General features: G+C 44.8%; 23 protein-coding genes and 1 tRNA gene. 18 read left to right on the top strand and 6 right to left on the bottom strand.

Going from position 1 to position 23,097, the window contains the following annotated elements:
* Positions 1–74: 74 nt before the first annotated feature.
* Positions 75–812 carry a hypothetical protein gene (locus AC23P2_RS09215; protein WP_487772923.1) on the bottom strand — a complete coding sequence of 246 codons (738 nt, stop codon included), beginning with the start codon at positions 810–812 and terminating at the stop codon, positions 75–77.
* A gap of 132 nt (positions 813–944) precedes the next feature.
* Positions 945–1,949 (bottom strand): pyruvate dehydrogenase complex E1 component subunit beta, encoded by a 1,005-nt coding sequence (locus tag AC23P2_RS09210; protein WP_487773127.1) that lies wholly within the window; start codon positions 1,947–1,949, stop codon positions 945–947.
* 320 nt (positions 1,950–2,269) lie between these two features.
* On the opposite strand from AC23P2_RS09210, the gene AC23P2_RS09205 reads away from it, so the two are divergent.
* The 5 genes from AC23P2_RS09205 to AC23P2_RS09185 all read left to right on the top strand — a co-directional run bounded on the left by AC23P2_RS09205 (position 2,270) and on the right by AC23P2_RS09185 (position 7,869).
* On the top strand, positions 2,270–3,163 hold the full coding sequence (locus AC23P2_RS09205; RefSeq protein ID WP_183975402.1) for an OmpA family protein: 894 nt from the start codon (positions 2,270–2,272) through the stop codon (positions 3,161–3,163).
* Positions 3,164–3,279: 116 nt separating this feature from the next.
* Positions 3,280–4,932: a S41 family peptidase gene (locus tag AC23P2_RS09200; protein ID WP_487772922.1), complete on the top strand. Its 1,653-nt coding sequence runs from the start codon at positions 3,280–3,282 to the stop codon at positions 4,930–4,932.
* Positions 4,933–5,028: 96 nt separating this feature from the next.
* The gene (locus tag AC23P2_RS09195; RefSeq protein ID WP_487772921.1) at positions 5,029–5,964 is read left to right on the top strand and encodes a methylenetetrahydrofolate reductase; all 936 of its coding nucleotides are present in this window, start codon (positions 5,029–5,031) and stop codon (positions 5,962–5,964) included.
* Positions 5,965–5,976: 12 nt separating this feature from the next.
* Positions 5,977–6,990 carry a tRNA 2-selenouridine(34) synthase MnmH gene (gene mnmH, locus AC23P2_RS09190; RefSeq protein ID WP_487772920.1) on the top strand — a complete coding sequence of 338 codons (1,014 nt, stop codon included), beginning with the start codon at positions 5,977–5,979 and terminating at the stop codon, positions 6,988–6,990.
* A 288-nt stretch (positions 6,991–7,278) separates the two neighbouring features.
* On the top strand, positions 7,279–7,869 hold the full coding sequence (locus AC23P2_RS09185) for a helix-turn-helix transcriptional regulator (protein ID WP_487772919.1): 591 nt from the start codon (positions 7,279–7,281) through the stop codon (positions 7,867–7,869).
* A gap of 8 nt (positions 7,870–7,877) precedes the next feature.
* Here the strand turns inward: AC23P2_RS09185 and AC23P2_RS09180 are convergent, their stop codons facing one another.
* Positions 7,878–8,885 (bottom strand): YpdA family putative bacillithiol disulfide reductase, encoded by a 1,008-nt coding sequence (locus AC23P2_RS09180; protein ID WP_487772918.1) that lies wholly within the window; start codon positions 8,883–8,885, stop codon positions 7,878–7,880.
* Between the two features lie 197 nt (positions 8,886–9,082).
* Between AC23P2_RS09180 and AC23P2_RS09175 the strand changes: the two genes are divergently transcribed.
* Positions 9,083–10,636 carry a S10 family peptidase gene (locus tag AC23P2_RS09175; protein WP_487772917.1) on the top strand — a complete coding sequence of 518 codons (1,554 nt, stop codon included), beginning with the start codon at positions 9,083–9,085 and terminating at the stop codon, positions 10,634–10,636.
* Positions 10,637–10,710: 74 nt separating this feature from the next.
* Entirely contained in the window at positions 10,711–12,009 is a 1,299-nt protein-coding gene (locus AC23P2_RS09170; protein WP_487772916.1) for a serine hydrolase domain-containing protein, read from the top strand.
* 393 nt (positions 12,010–12,402) lie between these two features.
* On the opposite strand, the gene AC23P2_RS09165 is transcribed toward AC23P2_RS09170, so the two are convergent.
* Positions 12,403–12,474, bottom strand: a tRNA-Arg gene (locus AC23P2_RS09165).
* Positions 12,475–12,589: 115 nt separating this feature from the next.
* Positions 12,590–13,825 carry a GTPase HflX gene (hflX, locus tag AC23P2_RS09160; protein WP_487772915.1) on the bottom strand — a complete coding sequence of 412 codons (1,236 nt, stop codon included), beginning with the start codon at positions 13,823–13,825 and terminating at the stop codon, positions 12,590–12,592.
* A gap of 193 nt (positions 13,826–14,018) precedes the next feature.
* On the opposite strand from hflX, the gene AC23P2_RS09155 reads away from it, so the two are divergent.
* From AC23P2_RS09155 to AC23P2_RS09145, 3 genes are all read left to right on the top strand, one after another.
* Complete coding sequence (locus AC23P2_RS09155; RefSeq protein WP_487772914.1) at positions 14,019–14,825, top strand: alpha/beta hydrolase; 807 nt, start codon at positions 14,019–14,021, stop codon at positions 14,823–14,825.
* A 78-nt stretch (positions 14,826–14,903) separates the two neighbouring features.
* A complete protein-coding gene (locus AC23P2_RS09150) occupies positions 14,904–15,854 on the top strand; it encodes a DUF2975 domain-containing protein (protein ID WP_487772913.1) in 951 nt (316 codons plus the stop codon).
* Between the two features lie 2 nt (positions 15,855–15,856).
* Complete coding sequence (locus tag AC23P2_RS09145) at positions 15,857–16,063, top strand: helix-turn-helix domain-containing protein (RefSeq protein ID WP_028525096.1); 207 nt, start codon at positions 15,857–15,859, stop codon at positions 16,061–16,063.
* Here AC23P2_RS09145 and AC23P2_RS09140 read toward each other — a convergent pair.
* Positions 16,060–16,392 carry a glyoxalase gene (locus tag AC23P2_RS09140; RefSeq protein WP_487772912.1) on the bottom strand — a complete coding sequence of 111 codons (333 nt, stop codon included), beginning with the start codon at positions 16,390–16,392 and terminating at the stop codon, positions 16,060–16,062. The two genes, AC23P2_RS09145 and AC23P2_RS09140, sit on opposite strands and share 4 nt — an antisense overlap.
* Before the next feature lie 197 nt (positions 16,393–16,589).
* On the opposite strand from AC23P2_RS09140, the gene AC23P2_RS09135 reads away from it, so the two are divergent.
* The 8 genes from AC23P2_RS09135 to AC23P2_RS09100 all read left to right on the top strand — a co-directional run bounded on the left by AC23P2_RS09135 (position 16,590) and on the right by AC23P2_RS09100 (position 23,057).
* Complete coding sequence (locus AC23P2_RS09135; protein WP_487772911.1) at positions 16,590–17,675, top strand: M20 family metallo-hydrolase; 1,086 nt, start codon at positions 16,590–16,592, stop codon at positions 17,673–17,675.
* Positions 17,676–17,686: 11 nt separating this feature from the next.
* A complete protein-coding gene (gene mazG / locus AC23P2_RS09130) occupies positions 17,687–18,523 on the top strand; it encodes a nucleoside triphosphate pyrophosphohydrolase (protein WP_487772910.1) in 837 nt (278 codons plus the stop codon).
* 89 nt (positions 18,524–18,612) lie between these two features.
* Entirely contained in the window at positions 18,613–19,704 is a 1,092-nt protein-coding gene (locus AC23P2_RS09125) for a hypothetical protein (RefSeq protein ID WP_487772909.1), read from the top strand.
* 213 nt (positions 19,705–19,917) lie between these two features.
* Complete coding sequence (locus AC23P2_RS09120; RefSeq protein ID WP_487772908.1) at positions 19,918–20,751, top strand: DUF481 domain-containing protein; 834 nt, start codon at positions 19,918–19,920, stop codon at positions 20,749–20,751.
* 14 nt (positions 20,752–20,765) lie between these two features.
* Complete coding sequence (locus tag AC23P2_RS09115) at positions 20,766–21,191, top strand: gamma-glutamylcyclotransferase family protein (protein WP_487772907.1); 426 nt, start codon at positions 20,766–20,768, stop codon at positions 21,189–21,191.
* 39 nt (positions 21,192–21,230) lie between these two features.
* Positions 21,231–21,944 carry a hypothetical protein gene (locus AC23P2_RS09110; protein WP_487772906.1) on the top strand — a complete coding sequence of 238 codons (714 nt, stop codon included), beginning with the start codon at positions 21,231–21,233 and terminating at the stop codon, positions 21,942–21,944.
* Positions 21,945–22,030: 86 nt separating this feature from the next.
* A complete protein-coding gene (locus AC23P2_RS09105; RefSeq protein WP_122933751.1) occupies positions 22,031–22,366 on the top strand; it encodes a DUF2853 family protein in 336 nt (111 codons plus the stop codon).
* A gap of 172 nt (positions 22,367–22,538) precedes the next feature.
* Complete coding sequence (locus AC23P2_RS09100; RefSeq protein WP_487772905.1) at positions 22,539–23,057, top strand: DinB family protein; 519 nt, start codon at positions 22,539–22,541, stop codon at positions 23,055–23,057.
* Positions 23,058–23,097: the final 40 nt, after the last annotated feature.

Below are 23,097 nucleotides of genomic sequence, written 5' to 3'. Positions count from 1 at the left end.
CTTAGCCCCCGCGAGGGAATGTTGATTCACTAAAAAAGCATCGGGTTACTCACAACCCGATGCACCAAAAAGTTCTATTTCACAAACGGATCTTCGGCAAACTTCACGTTGAAGTCCGCCACCGTTGTGACCTTCATCGTTTTTTTATCAATGCTACTTACATACGTCGTTTCTGAAGGATACGAAAGACCATACTTTGATTTTTCGTATTTGGCATGGTCACGGGTTTGAATTTCGCCCGTTGCCAATGTCAACTTTTCTCGGAGGAGCAAGCCCGTTTTTGCATCAAAATACAGGTTGTATTTCACGCCTTTTCCTTCCAACTCTACTTGCGTGGCAGCAGCGCCATTGATTTGCTCCGTTCCAACGACCGTAGCAATGTAGCCTTTGGTGGTATAATCATCAAAAGGGATAAGTATATCCGTGAGTTCGCGACGCATGTTCTCGCGTTCTTTATCACTCAAGTTGCTGGTTTGGTACTGTGTTACCTTGTCACGACTACCAATGGGGATTTTGAGCCAGCCATCAGTTGCTTTGATGCCATAGATAAAATCACGTTTTAAAATGGTACGCACCTTCACCATTGCCTGCGAGGGCACTGAGGCTTTGATGTCCAAATCAAAGTCGTTGGCCGTTCCTGCACGGTAGGCTTGTTTGAGGGTGTAAGTTTGAACCGAATCCCACAATGCTTTGCCACCTGTGGCTGTATAATACTTTAAAAAGACAGAATCTGCCTTTGCGTCTGAAGTCTGCGCATAAAGCCCTGTGCTCACCACAGCGGCTAAAAATAAGGTTACAACTAGCTGTTTCATCGTTAAAAAAGACGTTTGGATGAATAACTCCAAAAATAATGGTTTTATGATAGGATACCACTAAAAAATCGTGCCAAACAAAAAAGCCCCGTCGGGGGCTTTTTTGTTTTTATCTACAGTACGCACTGTTTATTAGTTACGATACATTACCGTTTTCACGGCATCAATCGTACGTTTTACGTTTGGCAAAGCGGCTTCAATCAAGGTTGGCGCATAAGGTAGCGACACATCCATGCTGTTTACACGTACTACAGGAGCATCCAAATAATCGAATGCCTTGCGCTGGATCATGTACGTAAGTTCGGTAGCAATAGACGATAATGGCCATGCCTCTTCTACCACTACGCAGCGGTTGGTTTTCTTGACAGATTCAATCACCGTTGCATAGTCAATAGGGCGCACAGTACGCAAATCGACTAATTCGGCGTTGATACCCATCTTGGCCAATTCTTCAATGGCAGGATTAACAACGCGCGGAATCATTTTACCAAAAGAAACAATGGTTACGTCAGTACCTGTCTTTTTCACTTCCGCTTTTCCAAGTGGAATGATGTATTCTTCTTCTGGAACTTCGCCTTTATCACCATACATCAATTCTGACTCCATGAAAATAACGGGGTCATTATCACGAATAGATGCCTTCAACAATCCTTTCGCATCATAAGGGTTTGACGGAACAACCACTTTCAAACCTGGCGTGTTAGCGTACCAGTTTTCAAAGTTTTGAGAGTGCTGTGCGCCCAACTGACCCGCGTTCCCAGTAGGCCCACGGAATACGATAGGGCAGCTGTATTGTCCGCCTGACATCGAAAGGATTTTAGCAGCAGAGTTGATCACTTGGTCGATGGCTACCAACGAGAAGTTGAATGTCATAAACTCGATGATAGGTCGCAAACCGTTCATTCCAGCACCTACCCCGATACCAGCAAAACCCAATTCTGCAATAGGTGTGTCTATAACGCGTTCTGGCCCAAACTCGTCAAGCATTCCTTGACTCACTTTATAAGCTCCATTGTATTCGGCTACTTCTTCACCCATCAAAAACACGCGTGAGTCACGACGCATTTCTTCGCTCAAGGCTTCACGTAAAGCTTCACGGAAAAGTATTTGTCTCATTGTATGTGTAAAATTCTGGATTTGGGGGTTGAAAACGGGCGTAAAAATAGGAATTTTTTCGTAAATCTAGTCATTTGGCCACGACTTCCCCTACGTCTCTTCCTGTTTTTCATTTCTATGGAAAGTCCCTTACATAACCTACTTAGACATGTAAGAGGCTTTCCTACATTACTACTCCAAAACGGTTCAAAAAGGTTCCAAATCGCTTTTTTTGAAAAAAAATTGCCCTTACAGTGGTAAAAATTGCAAAGAATTGAGTTTATATAGCGAAAAGTTGAAGCAAACGCTTTAAGTTTGTAGCAAATACCTAACTATATAATCCACTTTTAACCTCATAAAAAATGAGAAAAATTGTTTTATTTTCATTGTCTGTTCTCCTCTTTGCATCTTGCAACAAGAAACAACTGGCCCAACTCAACAAAGAAAAAGCTGAACTCCAAGCATTGTTGGACAAAAACAAGGCTGATTGCGACGCGTTGACCTCAAAACTTAACAATGACATCAGCGATTTGAAAAGCCAAATCAAGTTGAAAGATGGCGATGTTACCAACGAGCGTGCTAAACTCAAAGCATTGGAAGATGAATTGGCGTACTTGAAACGTACAAACACCAACCTTCTTGACCGTTTGTCTGACTTGTCAATCGTAAGTAAAGATGGAGCAGAAAGCATCAAAAAATCATTGGATGCCTTAAACCGTCAGAGCTCTTACATCCAAGATTTGAACTCAAACTTGCGTCGCAAGGATTCACTCAACTTGGCGTTGGTGATGAGCCTCAAGCGCTCACTTGACAATGTGAACGACGAAGACGTAAACATCGAAGTGAAAAAGGGCGTGGTGTATATCTCGCTTTCAGACAAAATGTTGTTCAAATACGGCAGCTACGAAATCACGCCACAAGCTGAAACTGTGTTGAGCAAAATTGCTAAAGTAGTAAACGACCGCAAAGATTTCGACATCTTGGTAGAAGGCCACACAGACAGCGTACCGTACAACAGCGCATCGGTGTTGGAAGACAACTGGGATTTGAGTGCCAAGCGTGCAACGTCAGTGGTACGTACACTTCAGAAAAAATACAGCGTAGCACCTGAGCGTATGACCGCAGGTGGCCGTGGAGAATATGTACCAAAAGTAGCGAACGACAGCAGCAAAAACCGCAGCGTAAACCGTCGTACTGAAATCGTCATTCTTCCAAAACTTGACCAATTCTTCCAAATGTTTGAAGGAGGAAAATAAGGTCTAAAAACCTTTCCCAACCATGGCGAGCGATGTCTTTCGAGGCATCGCTCGTTTTTTTGGGGAAATCTCATAACTTCGTGACACTTTACGCGTTTTTGATAAAAAGGACCACCATGAAACATTTCCGTAAACTCATTCTTGCCGCTGTGTGCGTTGTGTCCGTAGGTTTTTTTGCCTTCCGCAATGACGAACGCTTTTTTGAAATCGCCCGTAACTTAGACATTTATGCCACGCTGTTTAAGGAGCTTAATCGCTATTATGTGGACGAAATCAACCCCAATCGGTTGACTAAAATGAGCATAGAATCTATGCTTAAAAACCTCGACCCTTACACCAACTTCTACGCCGAAGACGAAATTGAAGATTATCGCACCATGACCACGGGCCAATACACGGGCATCGGGGCAATAATCACCCCCAACAAAGGCAAACAAATCATTTATTCCATTCTGGAAGATTCTCCTGCCGCCAAAGCAAACCTTCACGTAGGTGATGAAATTGTCAAAATCGACGGAATTGACATCACCACCCGTAAGGATGCCAACCCCGACAAACTCATGAAAGGGCAAGCCAATTCGTCGGTGAAACTCGCCGTACGCCGCGTGGGTACCAAAGACCTGATTGAAGTCAATGTAACGCGTGAGTTTGTCAAGACAGGAAATGTACCTTATTATGGAATGCTCAGCGACGAAGTAGGCTACATCGACCTCAAGGATTTCAACCAAACCGCCGCTCGTGAGGTAAAAAATGCGCTAGTTGAACTCAAAGGAAAAGGCATGAAAAAATTGGTGCTTGACCTTCGCGAAAACCCTGGTGGTTTGCTTGACCAGGCGGTATTGATTTGCAATTTGTTCATTCCCAAGGATGCCGAAGTGGTATCGAACCGTGGAAAAGTAACCGAGTGGAACAAAACCTACACCGCCCCGATGGCCCCTGTAGATACCGATATTCCGTTGGTGGTGCTGGTCAATGGCCGCAGTGCGTCAGCTTCTGAAATTGTGTCGGGTGTGATGCAAGATTACGACCGTGGTGTGTTGGTGGGGCAAAGAACCTACGGCAAAGGTCTTGTCCAGACCACCCGCGATTTGTCGTACAACACCAAATTAAAAGTAACTGTTGCAAAGTATTACATCCCAAGCGGGCGTTGTATTCAGGCCATTGACTATAGCCACCGTAACCCCGACGGCAGCGTGGCCAAAGTACCTGACTCGCTCAAAGTGGCCTTCAAGACCCGCAACGGCCGCGTGGTATATGACGGAGGTGGGGTAGAACCTGATGTAGCTACCGAACTGCCTGCCTTGCCGACAATTGTGACAAGTCTGAACGCCAAAGGGTTATTGTTTGATTATGCCTTGCACTATCGCGCTGCACACCCGACCATCAAAACTGCCAAAGAATTTGAGCTGACCGATGCCGATTATCAAGCTTTTTCGACTTGGTTAAAAGACAAAGAATACGACTACGTGACACAGGTAGAAAAAGACCTCGGGGCGCTTGAGGCATCGGCCAAAAAAGAAAAGTATTTTGATGTTATCCAAGAACAACTTAAAGCGCTCAAAACCAAGCTCGGTCATAGCAAAGAGAGTGATTTGGCGATGTTCAAAAAGGACATTAAGCACTTACTAGAACGGGAGATTGTTTCGCATTATTACCTCCAAAAAGGAGAGCGCGAATACGTATTCCGCACAGATGCCGAAGTAAAGGCAGCGCTTGATTTGTTTAAAGACATGCCTCGCTACGAAAAAATCTTGAAAGGACAGAAATAAACCGCCGTGTGTCGGGGTGCTCACACCCCGACACACGATATATTCGGTATTTTCCCCCTATTTCCTACATTTGCAACTCCATTTACGAATTGCAGCATGTTTTTAACGAAAATCAAATCAAAAGAGTCGGGTTTATTGCTCTACGGAATCACTCCTCCCAAATCACAAACCGCTCCTGAAAAAGTAAGTGAGATTGCCGAAAAAACACTGGCCCGTTTGCAAGGGTTAGACATTGACGCCCTCATTGTGTATGACGTCCAAGATGAATCGAGTCGCACTTCGGAAGAACGGCCGTTTCCATTTATCACCGCCCTCGACCCCTTTGATTTTGCCCGTCAGCACTTGGTACCTCTGACAATTCCCAAAATTATCTATCGTCCAGCTGGAAAATTTACCCAAGACGAGCTTCGTCAGTGGGTGAGCGATTTGACCCAACAAGGCTTTTATCCTGTGTTTGTGGGCGTTCCTTCGCCTGATTTTACGCCCATCACCAGCCTACCCGACGCCTACGCAGTTTGGCGGGAGTTTGACCAAAATTCCATCATCGGCGCAGTAACGATTCCAGAACGACATGCTGTTCTCAACGACGAAGACCAACGCATCCTCGATAAGGTCGCGAGCGGGGTCAGTTATTTTGTCTCACAGTGTGTGTTCAACGTAGCCTATGCCAAACAAATGCTTACGGCCGTCGTCAACACCTGTCAAGCGCAACAATTACCCCTTCCTACGTTTGTATTTACCATTACCGCCTGTGGATCAAAAAAAACACTCCACTTTATGGAATGGCTGGGTATTCACGTACCTGACTCGGTAAAAGAAACCTTGCTAGAATCTGAAAATATCCTCGAAACGTCGATGAACCTTTGCTTACAAATTGCGGATGAACTTATTGCGTTTTGTTCCGAACACACCATTCCCTTTGGGTTTAACATCGAAAGTGTGGCCATTCGTAAAGACGAAATAGAAGCATCTATTTACATGGTCAATCAACTACGTGAGCGGCTTGTAGCAAAAGGACTAAGAAATAATTAATCTGAAAATTTCATGGCGACGGCACTCTCTCCCGCTGATTTTTTGCAAGCCTCCCAGCGCTTGCCCATCATCGACGTGCGGTCGCCAGGCGAATATAGCCACGCGCACATTCCTGGCGCCATCAATATCCCACTTTTTAGCAACGACGAACGCACCAAAGTAGGCACCTGTTACAAACAACAAGGACGCGACAATGCCGTTCGATTAGGACTAGAAATGGTAGGACCTAAACTCGCTTTATTCGTCAAAAAAGCCGACTTAGTCGCCCCTCAACGGGAAGTGCTGGTTCACTGTTGGCGCGGAGGAATGCGCAGTGGAAGCTTTGCGTGGTTATTACGAACTGCGGGCTTCCGCGTATCGACCCTCGAAGGCGGCTACAAAGCCTACCGCAATCACGTTTTAGAGTCGTTTAGCCAACCACAAAACATGGCCATTTTAGGTGGTCCCACAGGGAGCGGCAAAACCGACATTCTACGTGCGCTGGCCGAAATGGGCGAACAGGTTATTGATTTGGAGGCCATTGCCCACCATAAAGGCTCGGCTTACGGTGCGATTGGCCAAGCGCCGCAGCCTTCGTCTGAGCAATTTGAAAACCTGTTGCATCAACAATGGCGTTTGCTTAACCCACGCCAACGGGTTTGGCTCGAAAGCGAAAGTCGGCATATTGGAGGCTGTTTTATTCCGCTGGCTTTTTGGCAACAAATGCAGCAGCCGACAGAATTTGTTTTTGTTGACCTTCCTAAAGACCTCCGTATTCAACGCCTCGTCCGCGAATACGCTTGCTATGACCACGCTTTACTACAAGCTGCCACCGAGCGCATCAAAAAACGCCTTGGCGGCCAGCACTACAAAGCCGCCATTGAGGCCCTCCAACGCCACGACTACGCTACGGTGGCCGATATTTCCCTCAACTACTACGACAAAGCTTACTTCTACGAATTATCTCAACGTGCCATTTCTCATCACCTCCACCCTACCGACGACAACCCTACGGCTACAGCGCAAGCTATCCTAAAGGCACTGTAGAGAGATACCCATTTTCATGCTCAAAAGCATATCAACACTCATTTCATTTTAAATAATTTTATTAACAACTACCAGTAAATCAAAATTTTACATTTTTTACTAGTCAATAAAACCGTTAACTCCATCGTCGTAAAAGACAATAAACCCACCACGACGTAGCAGTTTTTAGATAGTTGATTGTATTTAGTGGCCAGTTAACGATAAAAGGATTGATTTTACTAAACATTGGGGCAATTTTTGACTGTTTTCGCACAGTATCGATTACTCATTTTTACCCGAAACGTCATTATGAATATGTACCTACAACCAAGCACTTCCAAGGAAGTAAATGTGCTCGAAAAATCGGTGCTTCCTCAAACTGAAAGCACAAAAATCATGATTGTCTTAAATGCAAAAGACTTTCAAGAATGTTGTTTGGAATTGGTTCGCCAACAGATTGCTTTTGAAGTAAAATACAATGGCATTGCTCCTACCAAAGTAACCACAAGCGAGCAACCAACAGTGCCGCCAGTCATTGTTTCTAACGATAAGTACCTTGAAATTGTAAAAAAAATCCATGCTGAATATCTCCAAGGAGATTTCAGCAATGTTCCCCCTTCAGAAAAAGAAATCACCAAAATCCATGGCATTAAACCCGCATTGTTTAAAAGTCTGTTTAAAAAAGTATATGGACAGCCATTTTATCAACTTTACACGACAAAGCGAATGGAGCAAGCTGCTTCGCTCTTGAAAAAAGGTTATAAAGCAAACGAAGTAGCAGCGATGATTGGCTACAGTGCTTCCTCGGCGATTAAGTTCAATAAAATGTTTCAGAAGTACTTTCACATCACTCCCAAAAAATACCAACTCCAGTTTTATGGTAAAATAAACCGACGGTAGCGGGCTTGCTAAATCCGCTCTATCAGGTCTTTCACTTTACGCACTTTACGGCCTGCAATATGATCAATGATAGCGGCAGCATGATCGCGTCCGTTCTCAATAAATACTTTTTCAGTATGAATCCCAGCCACTACGGTGCCACATAAGTACAGCCCAGAAACATTGGTTTCAAAGGTTTCTGGGTCAAATACTGGCACCATACTTGGTTGGCGCAACTCCACCCCACAGCGCTGAAGCAATGCCCCATCTGGGATATACCCAATGAGCATCAACACAAAATCAGCTTCAAGCCATTCTTCCTCACCCGTTTGGGTATTTTCTATTAACACCCGCTTGGGCTCTATGGCTTTGGTGAGGCTATTAAAACGCGTTTTTATTTTTCCTTCCTTCACCCGATTTTTTACATCAGGAATCAACCAATACTTCACCGTCGGGCGGAAATCTTCCCCTCTATGAACAACGGTCACGTCCACATCGTGACGGTACATTTCCAGTGCAGCCTCCACGGCAGAGTTTGCCCCACCGACAATCACAACTTTGGAAAAAGAGTACTGAAACGGTTCGTCATAGTAATGGGAAACATGTGGAAGTTCTTCCCCATTTATCCCCAAAAAACGAGGAAAATCAAAATAACCCGTCGAGATAATAACCTTTTTGGCAAAGTAATTTTCCCCACTTATCGTCTGAACTTCAAACACTTCATCGTCTTGTTTCACTACCTGAGCTACTTCCGTAAACAATTTAAAGTTGAGGTGATAATACCCCGCTACTTTTCGGTAATACTGCAATGCCTCACTGCGGTTGGCTTTAACGTCCGAAATGGGAAACGGGATGCCCCCAATCTCAATATTTTCGGCAGTAGAAAAAAAACGCATTCGTTTGGGATACCGACGAATCGACTCCGTGATGCTCCCCTTTTCAAGAATCAAATGACTCAATCCTGCCTTCGCAGCCTCTATCCCAGCCGCCAGCCCACAAGGCCCCGCGCCTACTATCAATACATCGTACAATTGCATGGTGGATTACGATTACTTAGTGAAGTCCCAAAATTACGGCTTTCATCCTAAAAGTAGTCTCATCAATAAGGTAATATAGCGACATTTTAGGCTTTTAAAGCTATACAATTTTACATTTGTAGCCTAGAATGCTTTCTTGCATAAGCGTTCACATTGCGTGTCTGGTCAATTATAACTTTCAATCAAACTAAACCTAAATGAAAAAACCATTACTCTTGGCAGCAGCCTTGCTCGTAGGAAGCTACCTCACCCAAGCCCAACAGCGCCCCGCTGGGGGTGGCGAGCGCCAAGCCTCCACTTCTACGGCTCCCTCAAAAGAAGACAAATCGGGCGAAAGCATTCCGTTTAACCCTGACTCTTTTGTCGTTACTGAAAGCGAAGTAACCGTCAAAGGACAACGTGTTCCTTACAAAGCCACCACTGGTACCATGCCCGTTTTTGACGAAGGGGGCAAAGCCATCGCTGGTTTGTTTTACATGTACTACGAACGCAGCGACGTAAAAGACCGTGGCACTCGCCCGTTGATTATCTCATTCAACGGAGGCCCTGGAACGGCATCGGTGTGGATGCACATGGCCTACACAGGCCCAGTCCTGCTCAACATCGACGATGAGGGATATCCGCTACAACCTTATGGCTACAAGAAAAATCCATATTCGATTTTAGACGTTGCCGACATTGTGTTCATTGACCCTGTCAATACGGGCTATTCTCGTCCTACTAGCAAAGATGTACCTACTTCAAAGTTTTTTGGCGTAAACGCTGACATTAAATATCTAGCCGAGTGGATTCGCACGTTTGTGACTCGTAACAACCGCTGGGATTCGCCCAAATATCTCATCGGAGAAAGCTACGGAACAACACGCGTTTCGGGCTTGGCATTGGAGCTACAAAGCAACCAATGGATGTACATCAACGGCGTAATTTTGGTGTCGCCTACCACGCTCGGTATCGAACGCGGGGAGGCTTCCGAGGCGGCGTTGAAAGTGCCTTATTGTGCCGCTACCGCTTGGTATCACAAAAAACTGCCTGCGGATTTACAGAAAAAGGATTTGACCGATTTCTTACCTGAGGTAGAGAACTTTACCATCAACGAGCTTCTCCCTGCCGTGAGCATGGGCGGCTTTTTGGACGACGCCAAACGCAAAGCCATTGCTGCCAAATTGGCCCGTTATACGGGAGTTTCGGAAAAAGAAGTGTTACAAAACAACCTCAACATGCCGCTTCAGTACTTCTGGAAGGAGCTTTTGCGCGATGAAGGTTACACAGTAGGGCGCCTGGATTCTCGTTACAAAGGCATCGACCGCAAAGACGCTGGCGACCGCCCAGATTTTAACGCCGAATTGACGTCGTGGTTGCACTCGTTTACCCCTGCCATCAACATGTACCTTCGCAACGAACTCAATTACAAGACCGACCTCAAGTACTATATGTTTGGCCCCGTAAACCCTTGGGATCGTTCTAATGACCAAACGGGCGAAAACCTCCGTCAGGCCATGGCCCAAAACCCGTACTTGCATTTATTGGTTCAGTCGGGTTACTATGACGGTGCTTGCGATTATTTCAATGCCCAATACAACATGTGGCAAATGGATCCTGCTGGAAAACTCAAAAACCGCATGAGCTGGAAAGGCTACCGCAGCGGTCACATGATGTATTTGCGCAAGGAAGACCTTCAGAAATCGAATGATGATATTCGCGATTTTATCAAAAAATCAACACCGAAGTCCAACCAACCTGCCAAGTACTAGTGAATAGGCGGTTGTATCATCAGTAAAATTTAGTAAAAACTTGCTTCATAAGGGGATAAACTTACAAGAACCTTATGAAGCAAGTTTTCCTCTTTTTAAGCCTTTTTGGACTCGCCACTGAACTAGTTCAGGCCCAAACCAAATCCCTTAGAACCTCTCCTCCCCTAGCCGAAGCCGCCCCCGAAACGGTTGGTATGTCGTCTGAGCGGCTCAACCGCCTTGACGGTGTTTTGCAAAATGCAGTCACCCAAAGCAGCGTCCCAGGCGTATCTGCGCTCATTGTTCGGAACGGTAAAATTGTCTATTACAAAGCCTTTGGAATGGCCGACAATGCGGCAAATCGCCCTTTGAAGCGAGACGATATTTTTCGGATTGCGTCGATGAGTAAAGCCATCACCTCCACGGCCGTGATGATGCTGTGGGAAGAAGGGAAGTTTCAACTCGACGACCCGATTTCGAAGTATATTCCTGAATTTAAAAACCAAACGGTTCTCAAAAATTTCAAATTTCAGGACTCCACTTATACCACAGAACCCGTAAAATCTGAAATCACCATCCGTCATTTGCTAACGCACACGTCAGGACTTGGCTACGGGGTCATTGATGCCGACGAGCGTTTCAAGGCGATGTACCACAAAGCGGGCATTGTTGATTTATTCACGACTGAACCCGTCAAAATTGGCGACAATATCAAGAAACTGGCCAAACTCCCACTCCATCATCACCCAGGCGAGAAGTACGTCTATTCGGAAGGTTTGGATGTGTTGGGCTACTTCATTGAACTGATGTCGGGAATGCCCTTCGATGAATTTTTGCGAAAACGATTGTTTGAGCCACTTGGCATGGGAGACACTTACTTTTACCTCCCCGACGCGAAAGCAGGGCGTTTGGTGGCGATTCAAAAACCACAAAATGGCCAATGGGTACGCTACCCTAATACGTTCTACGATACCGACTACCCGATCAAAGGGGCAAAAACGTTCTTCTCGGGAGGCGCGGGTCTATCAAGTACGGCCAAAGATTATGCTACTTTTTTGATGATGTATCTCAACGGCGGGGAATTAGGTGGAAAACGTTTTTTAAGCCGCACTACCATACAAACTATTTTGAGCAATCAAGTAGGAGATTTACTGGGAGGAGAGAAAGCTAATTCCTCTCATGGTCTGGCTTTTGGGCTACTCAACAAGGCAGGGGAGGACAAAGGAGCCAAAGGTAGCGCAGGGACGTTTGAGTGGGGTGGTTATTTTAATACCAATTATTTTGCCGACCCCAAAGAAAAAATAATTGGCGTGATTATGAAACAGACCCAAAGCAGCGGCGATAACCTCAATAATTTGTTCCGCCAAATGATTTATCAGTCGATAGATGATTAGCAAAAACCCTATTCATTTTACTTTAAAAGCCTCCGAAAGAGGCTTTTTTCGTGTTTTAGGCGTAGTGTTTTTTATTTTCTTTAGGTATTTGCAGTAGCGAACTAATGGAATACATATGCACCCTTATATCATTTCTGACGAATGAATCGAACGAGTGATACGGCTCACTGAGGCGGGAAAACAACTTTTGGAACGGTGGAAGGGGACACCTTACGAAATCAAACTTTAAACAATATCAAGCGTTTAGAAAACGCAAAAGAAGTTGTGACCCCGACGGGAAGCGAAGTCGAACGCGACTCCGACCATAGCAAGCGTTTAGGAAACGCAAAAGAAGTTGTGACCCCGACGGGAATCGAACCCATAGCAAGCGTTTAGGAAACGCAAAAGAAGTTGTGACCCCGACGGGAATCGAACCCATATCAAGCGTTTAGGAAACGCTTATTCTATCCGTTGAACTACGGGGTCAACACTATTTTTTACTTCTTCCCATATCAAGCGTTTAGGAAACGCTTATCGGGCGGCGCTCCGCTCTATCCGTTGAACTACGGGGTCAGCTGAATTTTGCGCGAATTTCTAAAAACTATTCCGCAAAATCAAAGTTTGTGAACGGCATTTCAAGCCAGTTAGGATAAATCATAAAGTGCTTCTCCTTTACCAAATCGAACATTTTGGCCCGAAGCTCCTCCAAATTCTCTTTGTTTTGGGCCGAAATAAACACGACATGGTCTGACTTCCCTGTTAAGTAGCTTTGCTTTAACTTCTCCAACACGCTCTCTTTGGTCTGCTCCACCACTACCTCGCCCTCTTCCGTCTCAATTACCTCATCAAACGCCTCTAATTTAGGCTGGTAGGCATCAATTTTATTGAACACCAAAATCGTTGGCTTATCGCCCGCTTTAATCTCGGCCAAGGTCTGATTCACAATCTCAATTTGCTCTTCAAACGACGAATGTGAAATATCAACTACGTGCAAAAGGATATCTGCCTCTCTAACCTCATCAAGCGTTGATTTAAAAGATTCAATCAGGGTTGTGGGTAGCTTACGAATAAACCCAACTGTGTCGGTCAATAAAAATGGAATATTGTCGAGTACCATCTTACGCACCGTCGAGTCCACCGTAGCGAAGAGTTTATTTTCAGCAAACACCTCTGCCTTGGCCAAACGACGCATCAAGGTTGACTTTCCTACGTTGGTATATCCTACCAAAGCCACGCGTACCAATCGGCTCCGTTCCTTGCGGCGTGTCATGCTTTGCTTGTCGATTTTGCTCAATTTATCCTTCAAAAACGCAATACGGTCTTGAACGATACGACGGTCAGTTTCAAGCTCTTTCTCCCCAGGGCCGCGCATCCCTACCCCACCTTTCTGACGGCTCAAGTGCGTCCACATACGGGTAAGTCGTGGGTACATATACTGATATTGGGCCAATTCCACTTGAATCTTTGCCTGAGCCGTTTGAGCCCGCATCGCAAAAATATCAAGAATCAACAAGCTACGGTCAAGCACCTTGATCTCTTTAAACTCGGCCTCAAGGTTACGCACCTGCGACGGAATAAGCTCATCATCGAAGATAATCATATCCACAGGATTGTCCGTCACGAAGATTTTGATGTCTTCCAAGCGGCCTTTTCCTACAAACGTACGGTTATCAGGGTGTTCTAATTTTTGGGTAAAAGTCTTGACAGTTTGGACACCCAACGTGGTAGCCAAAAACGCCAACTCTTCTAAATACTCTTGAGTCTGTTCGGGCGACTGTCGTTGGGTAGTGACAGCGACCAAAACCGCTGTTTCTTGTTTTTTTGCAGTTGAATTCATTTACAATAGTTGTTCCCGAATCATCAGGATGATAGTTTTCGCTGTTATTGCAGCGGATAAAAGAAAACGGTGTTGATTCTCAGAAAGTTTCTTGGAAAAAGACGAAATTAAGACATTCCGCTGATTTTTTGTAATTTGTCCAGTCGAAAAGTACCCAAAAAAGTCGAATTCGTCTTTCCTAGCCCATTTTCTCATGCTTCGTTTTCTAGTCTATTCCGTTACCTTTTACTTGCTTATTGGGCTAGTTTTGTGGGCGATTCACCCGTTTATTTTGTTTCAACCTACTACATTACCTGCCGATTTTCGGTATTCGTTTTCCCAACCTTTTCAAGAACTTACCCTCAAACCTACCGCTGGCGTACAGCTCAACGCACTCTGGTTTCGGACAACTTCCCAACCAAGGCGAGGAGTCGTTTTATTTTTTCACGGAAATCGGGATAACCTCACTCGTTGGGGGCGCGAATATTCCACCCGCTTTACTGAACGCGGGTATGACGTACTCATGTACGACTATCGCACTTACGGCAAAAGCACAGGCACTCGTTCCGAAGCTGCCTTGCACGACGATGCCGCTTATGTGTATGATTTTGTCACCAAACAATGTCCCGAAGACTCCGTGATTGTCTATGGTTATTCACTCGGCACTGGCATGGCCTCCCGCGTAGCCGCCAATCATCGACCTCGGCTACTGATATTAGAAGCGCCTTACGCCAATATCCCTACCCTTTTCCACACGCACGCGCCCATTTACCCCTACGAATGGCTGACGCGTTATAAGTTCCGTACCGATAGTTGTTTTCGGTACATTCGCTGCCCCATTCAGCTTTTTCACGGCACCAGCGACCGCGTCGTTCCTTACGCTAATAGTCGGCTTCTGCTTCAAGCTCCTACTTCTTCTAAGGTTACTCTTACTACAATCCCCAACGGCGCACATCGCGGCTTGGACACTTCTAGTGTGTATCAAAGACAGCTAGATTATTTATTAATAAAAAGAAAATAAATATTGATAAAAATCATTTATTTATTGTTTTTCAATAAAAAATTACTACTTTTGAAGCAAATCTAAAACCGTACAACCATGACACGAAAATTATTTACCCAAATCGTTTCCGTCTTCTACTGGATTTGCAACCTGTGCATTGCTTTTATTGGGGCCTTTTTTTTATTTATTCTTTTCTTACAATTATCGGATAAGAAGGGGACGCTAAGAGTTGACGATACTATAACGTTGTCACAAGGAAGTTTTTCCAAGCCCGTGTTCAACATTCCTGTCATTCTTGATTTACAAGAATCATTCATGGACACGACCATTGTTTTTCGTTCAAAGGCTAATTCTTCGTATTTGCCCGAAACATACCAAGTAAAAACAAAGGGAGATTTCGATGATAATCATTACGCGGAGTCACTCAAAAAACGGAATGAAAGTCTTATTCAACGTTACCAAAAAGGACTTATCTTTCCCTCCGATACGATTGTTACTACTTTTACTTTGGCTTCAGAAAAAGCCTCTACAGACTCACAGAGTTACTTTGAAATAGTCACCCCCAAAGAAGCAAAAGGCTTTTTACAACTAAAAGCAAGCAATATGCCCAATGGTTGGCTGATTGTAGTTTGCACTTGGTTCAAAGCAATTGTCCAATCGGTACTTTTGCTATTTATTCTTTTCTGCATCAGCCTATTTTTACAGGATATTCGCAAATACAAGATTTTTACTACGGTCAACTTTCGCCGTTTACGATGGATCGGCATTAGTTTATTGGTATTCTCGTTGCTGGGCTTCATTGATGGCTTTCGCTCCCATTTATTGGAAAATGAAATTGGCAGAATGACTACAAATTTTGAGGTGTATCGTAATCATCTCTCCATTCCAACACCCTTCAAAGTTCGCATAGATAATACTTATAACTTTACCTTCAATCCACTTTTACTGTTCAACTCTAACTTTTTCATGGGATTAGCTATCGTTATCTTAGCCGAAATTTTCCGCAAAGGCCACGAACTTCAACAAGAACAAGAACTCACTATCTGATCATGCCAATTGTCGTAAACGTAGATGTAATGATGGCAAAGCGTAAAATGTCGCTTACCGAACTTGCCGAAAAAGTGGACATAACGCTCGCCAACCTTTCCATTCTAAAAACAGGTAAAGCCAAAGCGGTTCGATTTTCGACCTTGGAAGCACTGTGTAAAGCTTTACAATGCCAACCTGGAGATATTTTGGAATACGTCCCCGACTAACTCACGACCAATTGACTCTGCAACCTACGAATCAGCATATTGATGGTTCGGCGGTTGAGCTCTTCTTCGTCTTGAAGAAAAATCAGGTATTGAGCTGGGCTTAAATGGCCTACAATTGTTCCCAACAATAGACTCCTAAATTGCAAATCTTTACGAATAATCTGCTCAATATGAACCAATTGATCTTCGGGCGAAAACCGCTCAAATGCGATTTTCCGCTTTTGTAAGTAATGGCGAAATAACGCTACCAACAACTCATTTTGTGCTTTGAGAATAGGCCGAAGCGTTTCGTTCTGAAACTGCTCGGCAGAGGAAATTATTTGGTTCATTTTTTAAATAATTGATTAGAGGTCGGGTTTTGAGAAACCCGACGCACCCCGTGTTGAGGGTTTCTCAAAACCCGATGCGCGCCTGTGTTGAGGGTTTCTCAAAACCCGACGACCGCTGTATTCATTGTATTTTAACCCGTAAGCTGTCAACTATACATTCCCTTTGCGTAACTTTGCGGCAGACAAAACAGCTTTTTATGTCTGAAACAAACATGACTCTATCGCCTAACGCGCTTGCGCAAGAGGCCATCGCATTACTTAAACAACTGATTTCTACTCAGTCGTTTAGTCGAGAAGAAGAAGGAACTGCCGCTTTGATTGAAGCATTCTTTCAACGCAAAGGGATTCCATTCCACCGCAAAAAAAACAACATTTGGGCCTATAACCGCTATTTCGACGCCAGCAAGCCCACCGTTTTACTCAACTCTCACCATGATACTGTTAAGCCTAATCCGTCTTGGACGCTCAATCCCTACGAACCGCTCGAACAAGATGGTAAGCTTTTTGGATTAGGGAGCAACGACGCAGGTGGCTCGTTGTGCTCGCTTATCGTAACGTTTTGTTACTTTTATGATAACCCTCATTTGACCTACAATGTTGTGATGGCGGCCACAGCAGAAGAAGAAATTTCGGGACGCGAGGGCCTCGAACTCATTGTTCCCGACCTTCCTCCTATCGACTTTGCCATCGTGGGAGAGCCTACCGAAATGCACTTGGCAGTAGCCGAAAAAGGGCTTTTGGTACTCGACTGCATTGCCCACGGAAAATCGGGACACGCGGCGCGCGAAGAAGGTGAAAATGCCATTTACAAAGCCATTGACGACATTCAGTGGATTCGTTCGTACCAGTACCCCAAAGTATCTCCTACGCTCGGCCCCATCAAAATGTCAGTAACGATTGTCAACGCAGGTACGCAGCACAATGTAGTTCCTGACTCGTGCAAATTTACCATTGATGTGCGCGTCACTGACCAATACACTTTGGAAGAAATCATTGACATTATCAATAAAAACATCAAATCCGAAATTGCCGCCCGTTCGATACGTTTGCGCCCATCGAGCATTCCGATGGAGCACCCTATTGTGCAAGCGGGCGTGCGTTTGGGAAGAACTACCTACGGTTCTCCAACCACCTCCGACCAAGCGCTCATCGACTGCCCATCACTCAAAATGGGGCCAGGCCACTCAGGGCGTTCGCACACGGCCGATGAATTTATTTACCTCCACGAAATTGAGGAGGGCATTGTTCAGTACATCAAGATGTTGGAAGAGGTGATTTTATAGACTTTTAACTTATGGAAACCCGTACACTTGCTGATATTTCTCCCGAACGCTTAGAGCAACTGCTCGCTTTCGACCGATTGCTAAACATCATGGACGACCTCCGCGCTAAGTGCCCGTGGGACAAAAAGCAAACGCTTCAAAGCCTGCGTCACCTAACGATCGAAGAAACCTATGAGCTTTCGGACGCTATTTTGGAGAACGACTTGCCCGAAATCGAAAAAGAACTCGGCGATTTGTTGCTTCACATGGTGTTTTACGCCAAAATCGGCTCTGAAATCGCAGACAGCGCGACCTATCACTTTGATATTAAGAGCGTTTTGCACGGCATTTGCGAAAAGCTTATTGTTCGTCACCCTCATATTTATGGCGACGTAGAGGCCGATACGGAGGAAAAAGTAAAGCAGAATTGGGAGCAAATCAAACTCAAAGAAGGCGACGGCAAGAAATCAGTATTAGGTGGCGTACCTCAGTCGTTGCCTGCGCTGGTGAAGGCCATGCGGATTCAGGAAAAAGCGCGGGGAGCAGGTTTTGACTGGGAAGAAAAACAGCAAGTGTGGGAAAAGGTGGAAGAAGAAATGGCCGAGTTTAAGGAGCATTTTAATGCCGAGGACGACTCTGTCATCGACGCCGAAAAAGCCGAAGGCGAATTTGGCGATTTGCTGTTCTCGCTCGTCAATTACGCTCGTTTTATTGACATCAACCCCGAAACAGCCCTCGAACGTACCAATAAGAAATTTATCAAGCGCTTCAATTACCTCGAAAGTCAATCGCGGGCCGATGGCAAACAACTCCACGAAATGACCCTCGCCGAAATGGACGAGTACTGGAACCAAGCCAAAAAATTGTAAGCGTTGTTTTTCAAGCACTTCGTTACTTTTCTTTCAGAATCAAGTCTTTTAAGCAGGTAGAGATTCTTCTTGTTAAAACGACTTGATTTATGCGTTCTAAGAGCTACTTACTCATTCTCGGATGTTTGTTGTCGTATGTTTCGTCGGCACAGCTTTCTTTTACGGCGTCGTGGGATTTTGAAAACAACTCCAACGGAAATAGCAATAACCCCAACATCAGCGTTTCTTCTTTAAACATTGCTGGCGTACGGCTTTTGGGCTACCCTTCTGGGCAAACGGGCGATGCTGTGAGTCTTCAATTTTGGCCAACAGGAGAGCTAAGCCCGAGCGATTATGCTGAAGTTTCGGTGACGTCTCCCAACTACCGTTTTTCGCTTTCTTCGATTTCCTTTAGTTTCAACCGCACCACCGACGGGCCCAACCAAATCGCGGTGCGTTCTAGTCAAGACAATTTCTCCAACAACCTCGGTACATCTGCCGTGGGTTCGGGTTTTGCGGGATTAAACGCTCCTCTTTTTATTAACGACGCCCAAGGCACCATCACCTTTCGCATTTATGGCTATGCCGCCACCAGCAGCCAAGGGGCACTTCGCCTCGACAACCTGCGCATCAACGGCATGGTCATTCTTAATCCACTACCTGTAGAACTGACTCATTTTCAAGGCAAGCCCTTCTCCAATCACATTGAACTCAACTGGGGAACGGCTTGGGAACGCAATTCCTCTCATTTTGATATTCAACGCAGTTCGGACTTAAAAGAATTTGTAACCATTGGCCGACTAGCTTCCACAGGCGACCATTTGACCAAAACCAGTTATCAGTTTACTGACCTTTCCCCTTTGACTGGCATCAACTATTATCGCCTCCGTCAAACCGATTTGGATGGAAGTACGGAATTTTCTAAAATCATTGCGGTTAAAATAGATTCCGAGCAACCCCAAATTTGGGTATTTGCAAACCCTACTTCGGCCCAATCTATTCGTGTTCGGCTGCACAAACTTCACCCTTCCGACTTAAAACTTGTATCGATAATGGGACAAGAGATTCCATTTCGTTGGGTTTCGACAGGTTTTGATGAATACATTCTCCAAACCAACGTACCCGAAGGTTTTTACTGGTTAGTTAGCACAAATTATCTTCCTTTGGTCAACACCAAACTCTGGCTAACCCCCACACCCTAATTTTAAGGATTTCAAAATAGCCTCGGTAGAGGCTTAACGTTTGTAGAAATAGCCTCGGTAGAGGCGCAACGTTTGTAGAAATAGCCTCGGTAGAGGCGTAACGTTTGTAGAAGATTTTTTAGGACGGGGTGCCCGTGCGGAAGCATAACAAAGCAACAAGTGCAAACCAACTTTCAAGTTTTGAGTTACTTTTGTAGTTCATTCTTGAACCACATGAATCGTATCATTTATTTTTCCCTATTCATTTTAGGGCTGTACACACAGCCTTCTTTTGCCCAAGTCCCTGACACTTTACAAACATCGCCACCTACTCAGCCCGCTACTTCGACGGGCGATGAAGAGGACGAAGACCCCAACTATGCCGTCGCCGAAGCCGACCAAGACAGCAGTAGCCAATTTTATCAAAAATTTAACGCCGACGGAACCGCTTCGACGGGCAACGTCCAGCGGTTACTTCTTCAATTTTCAAGTGCACTAGACTGGAAGCCTAACTCGAAATTCAAGCTATCGAGTAGTCCGTCGTTTGTCTATGGAAAACAAGGCGGCCAGCTCACCGAACGAGAGTTTAACGCCGATTTACGCGCTTCGCTTTGGCACCAAAAAGTCGTTTATGGGCTTGGTTTTGTAGCTTGGGAACGCAGTAACTTGCGGCAAATCAACAACCGCTGGTCGCAAGGAGCGGGTGTAGGGGTAAAAATCATTCAGAAAAAACGCGCTTATCTTTCGATAACCAATTTGATTCTACACGAAAACACCGATTTTATCGAACGTACCGACATTGATGTATGGCGAAATTCAACTCGTTTTTTTGGAGAATTTTCCCCTGGGTCGTCGGGGCGTTTCACCATCAATAGCGTCTTGTTTTTACAACCTGCGATTTCGATGCGCAACAATTTTCGCTGGAGCAGCACCCTCGTTTTGGCCTATCGCTTAAACAAAAACATTAGCCTGCGCACCAAATTTGAAGATGCTTACGAAAGCTATGTGGTGCCTGGAAGAAAATCAAACGATTTTCGCTGGACTTTTGGGCTTTCCATTGAAAATTAACCATTTACCAATCAATGAAAGTAGAGAACTCCCCATCGCTCTTATTTGCCTATGGAACATTGATGCAAGGGTTTTCCAATCCGTTTGCCAAAAAATTACGAAAAAATGCCATTTGGCGAGGGAAAGCTTCGTTTCCTGGACAGCTATTCGATTTAGGCAGTTATCCTGGCGCCCTATTCCTCCCATCTTATGAAGGCTTAGTCCACGGCGAAGTATGGGAGATTACAGCCTTTGACTCCGTCATTCCCAGCCTCGACTACTATGAAGGCATTCATGATTCTCAACCCGAATACGTACGCGCGCCTATTTCCGTTTTACTCGAAACTGGGCAGGTACAACTAGCTTGGGTCTATTTGTATTGCCAACCCATAGACACTTTTGTCCAAATTAAACACGGCGATTATCGCCAATGGCTTTTAGACAACAAACAACATTTGTAACTTTCAGGCGTTAAGTCTATTTCCGTACCTTTTACACCTGTGAATTACTTCAAATATTACTACTGTTTTTTCTTTTGTATATTAACTGGACAAAGCTTTGCCCAAAAGGGATATGTTTTAGGTAAAGTTCTTGAGATTGGGACTGGAAAAGGCGTCAACTTAGCGACCATTACTAATCTTAAAACCCGCGATATGACCCGCACCAACAAAGAAGGTGTTTTCTTTTTGGATGCTTCGGTGGGAGATTCGATTGAAATCGCGAGCCTCACCCACGAACGAGGCGCTTTTCGTTGGAATGGCAATGCCGAAGAAATCGTGTTTCGCTTAAAAAAGTTAGATAAAGCCATTGAGCTTCCCGAAGTGAGAGTAGCTACCAAACGTGAACAACAACTCGAAAAAGAAATAAAACAAGTATTGTCTGAACCCGAAGCTAAAAAGAATTTATCGTTTGGGGAAGCAGTGTCTTTGGCTCAATCACCCATTACTTTGTTGTACGAGTTGTTTAGCAAATCGGCGAAAGAAGACCGCAAAGTGGCCATGCTCATGCAAGAAAAACGCCGACGAGATTTGGCCAATTACCGTTTTGGGATGATTGCGGGGCAGGCTACCGACCTAAGCGGCGAAAACCTAGAACGCTTTCGGTATTTCTGCGACTTTTCCGAAGAGTTTTTACTTCTTTCCACCGATTATGACCTTACTTATGAAGTATTGCAGTGTTGGAATGTATATAAAAGAATCAAAAAAAGGCACTAAATAGTTGTACTTTTCAAAGCTTTTTCCGATTATTCGATTCATTTGCGTATCCTAATTCAATTTAACCACAAAAAGACTTTATTACCATGAGTGCATTTGCCGAAGTAGTAGAGAAATCTATCGAGCAACTTACGGGTGTAGGTGTAGCTGCTGACGAAGCGCTTGTCTCAGCTGTAGCCAAAGGCTTAGGCCCTTCTATTTACAACCAAGACTCTTCGTTGGTCGCTGCCTCTGACCCCGAAGAACTTGAGCGCGTAAAAACAAACTTCTTGATTGGAAAATTGGGCTTGACCGATGGCCCTGAACTCGACGCTGCCATTGCCGAAACGATGGCTACGCTCAAAGGCGTAAACCGTAAACTTCGCGTGGTAGTTTATTATCTTTTAGTCAAAAAGTTCGGAAAAGAAGCCATCTATTCCTAAAACACTTTTTTATGACAGCAAGAGGGCCGATTTTTATGAAAAGTCGGCCCTCTTGCTGTATATAACTCCCCACAACTCCATATTCTTTTCTAACAATATGTCGTATTTTTACAATGACGACAAAAATCTGCCCACTACTTTTGAACCATCACATTTAAAACGTACCAATTCCATGAAAAAATCACTATTACTTCTGTTTGTTTTGGCTTCGTTAGGCCAACTTAGTTATGCCCAAAATGCCAAATCACGCCTGCTGGCCGATTGGGAACGGGGCAAAAAATTTATGACCGAATACCTCGCCGCCATGCCCGACGATGACTATGGCTTTAAACCTACGCCAGAGATTCGTACGTATGCCCAACAAATGATGCACATTGCCGACGCCAACTTTGCCTTTGCCTCTGCCGCTAGTGGAAAGACCAGCCCCTACCAAGGCTCGGCCGAGAAATCAGCCGATCATTCAAAAGCTACCGTCACCAAGACCGTCATGCAAAGCATTGATTTCACCATTGAGGCACTGAAAGGAGTACCTGATGCTGATTTTGAGAAAAAAGTAAAAGTCTTTGGACAAGAATTAACGGTTGAAAGTGTTTTTGCAAAATCGTTTGAACACGTTTGCCACCACCGTGGACAAACCACCATTTATCTCCGCCTCAAAGGTATTAAACCACCAGCTGAAGGGTTATTTTAGAAAGTCGTTTTTTTACAATTATAGCCCTAAAAGCAGCCAT

This window comes from Runella sp. R0.1_18 (assembly GCF_057652155.1).
Note: the sequence above shows the minus strand (reverse complement) of the source record. Positions and strands in the feature narration are given on the sequence as shown.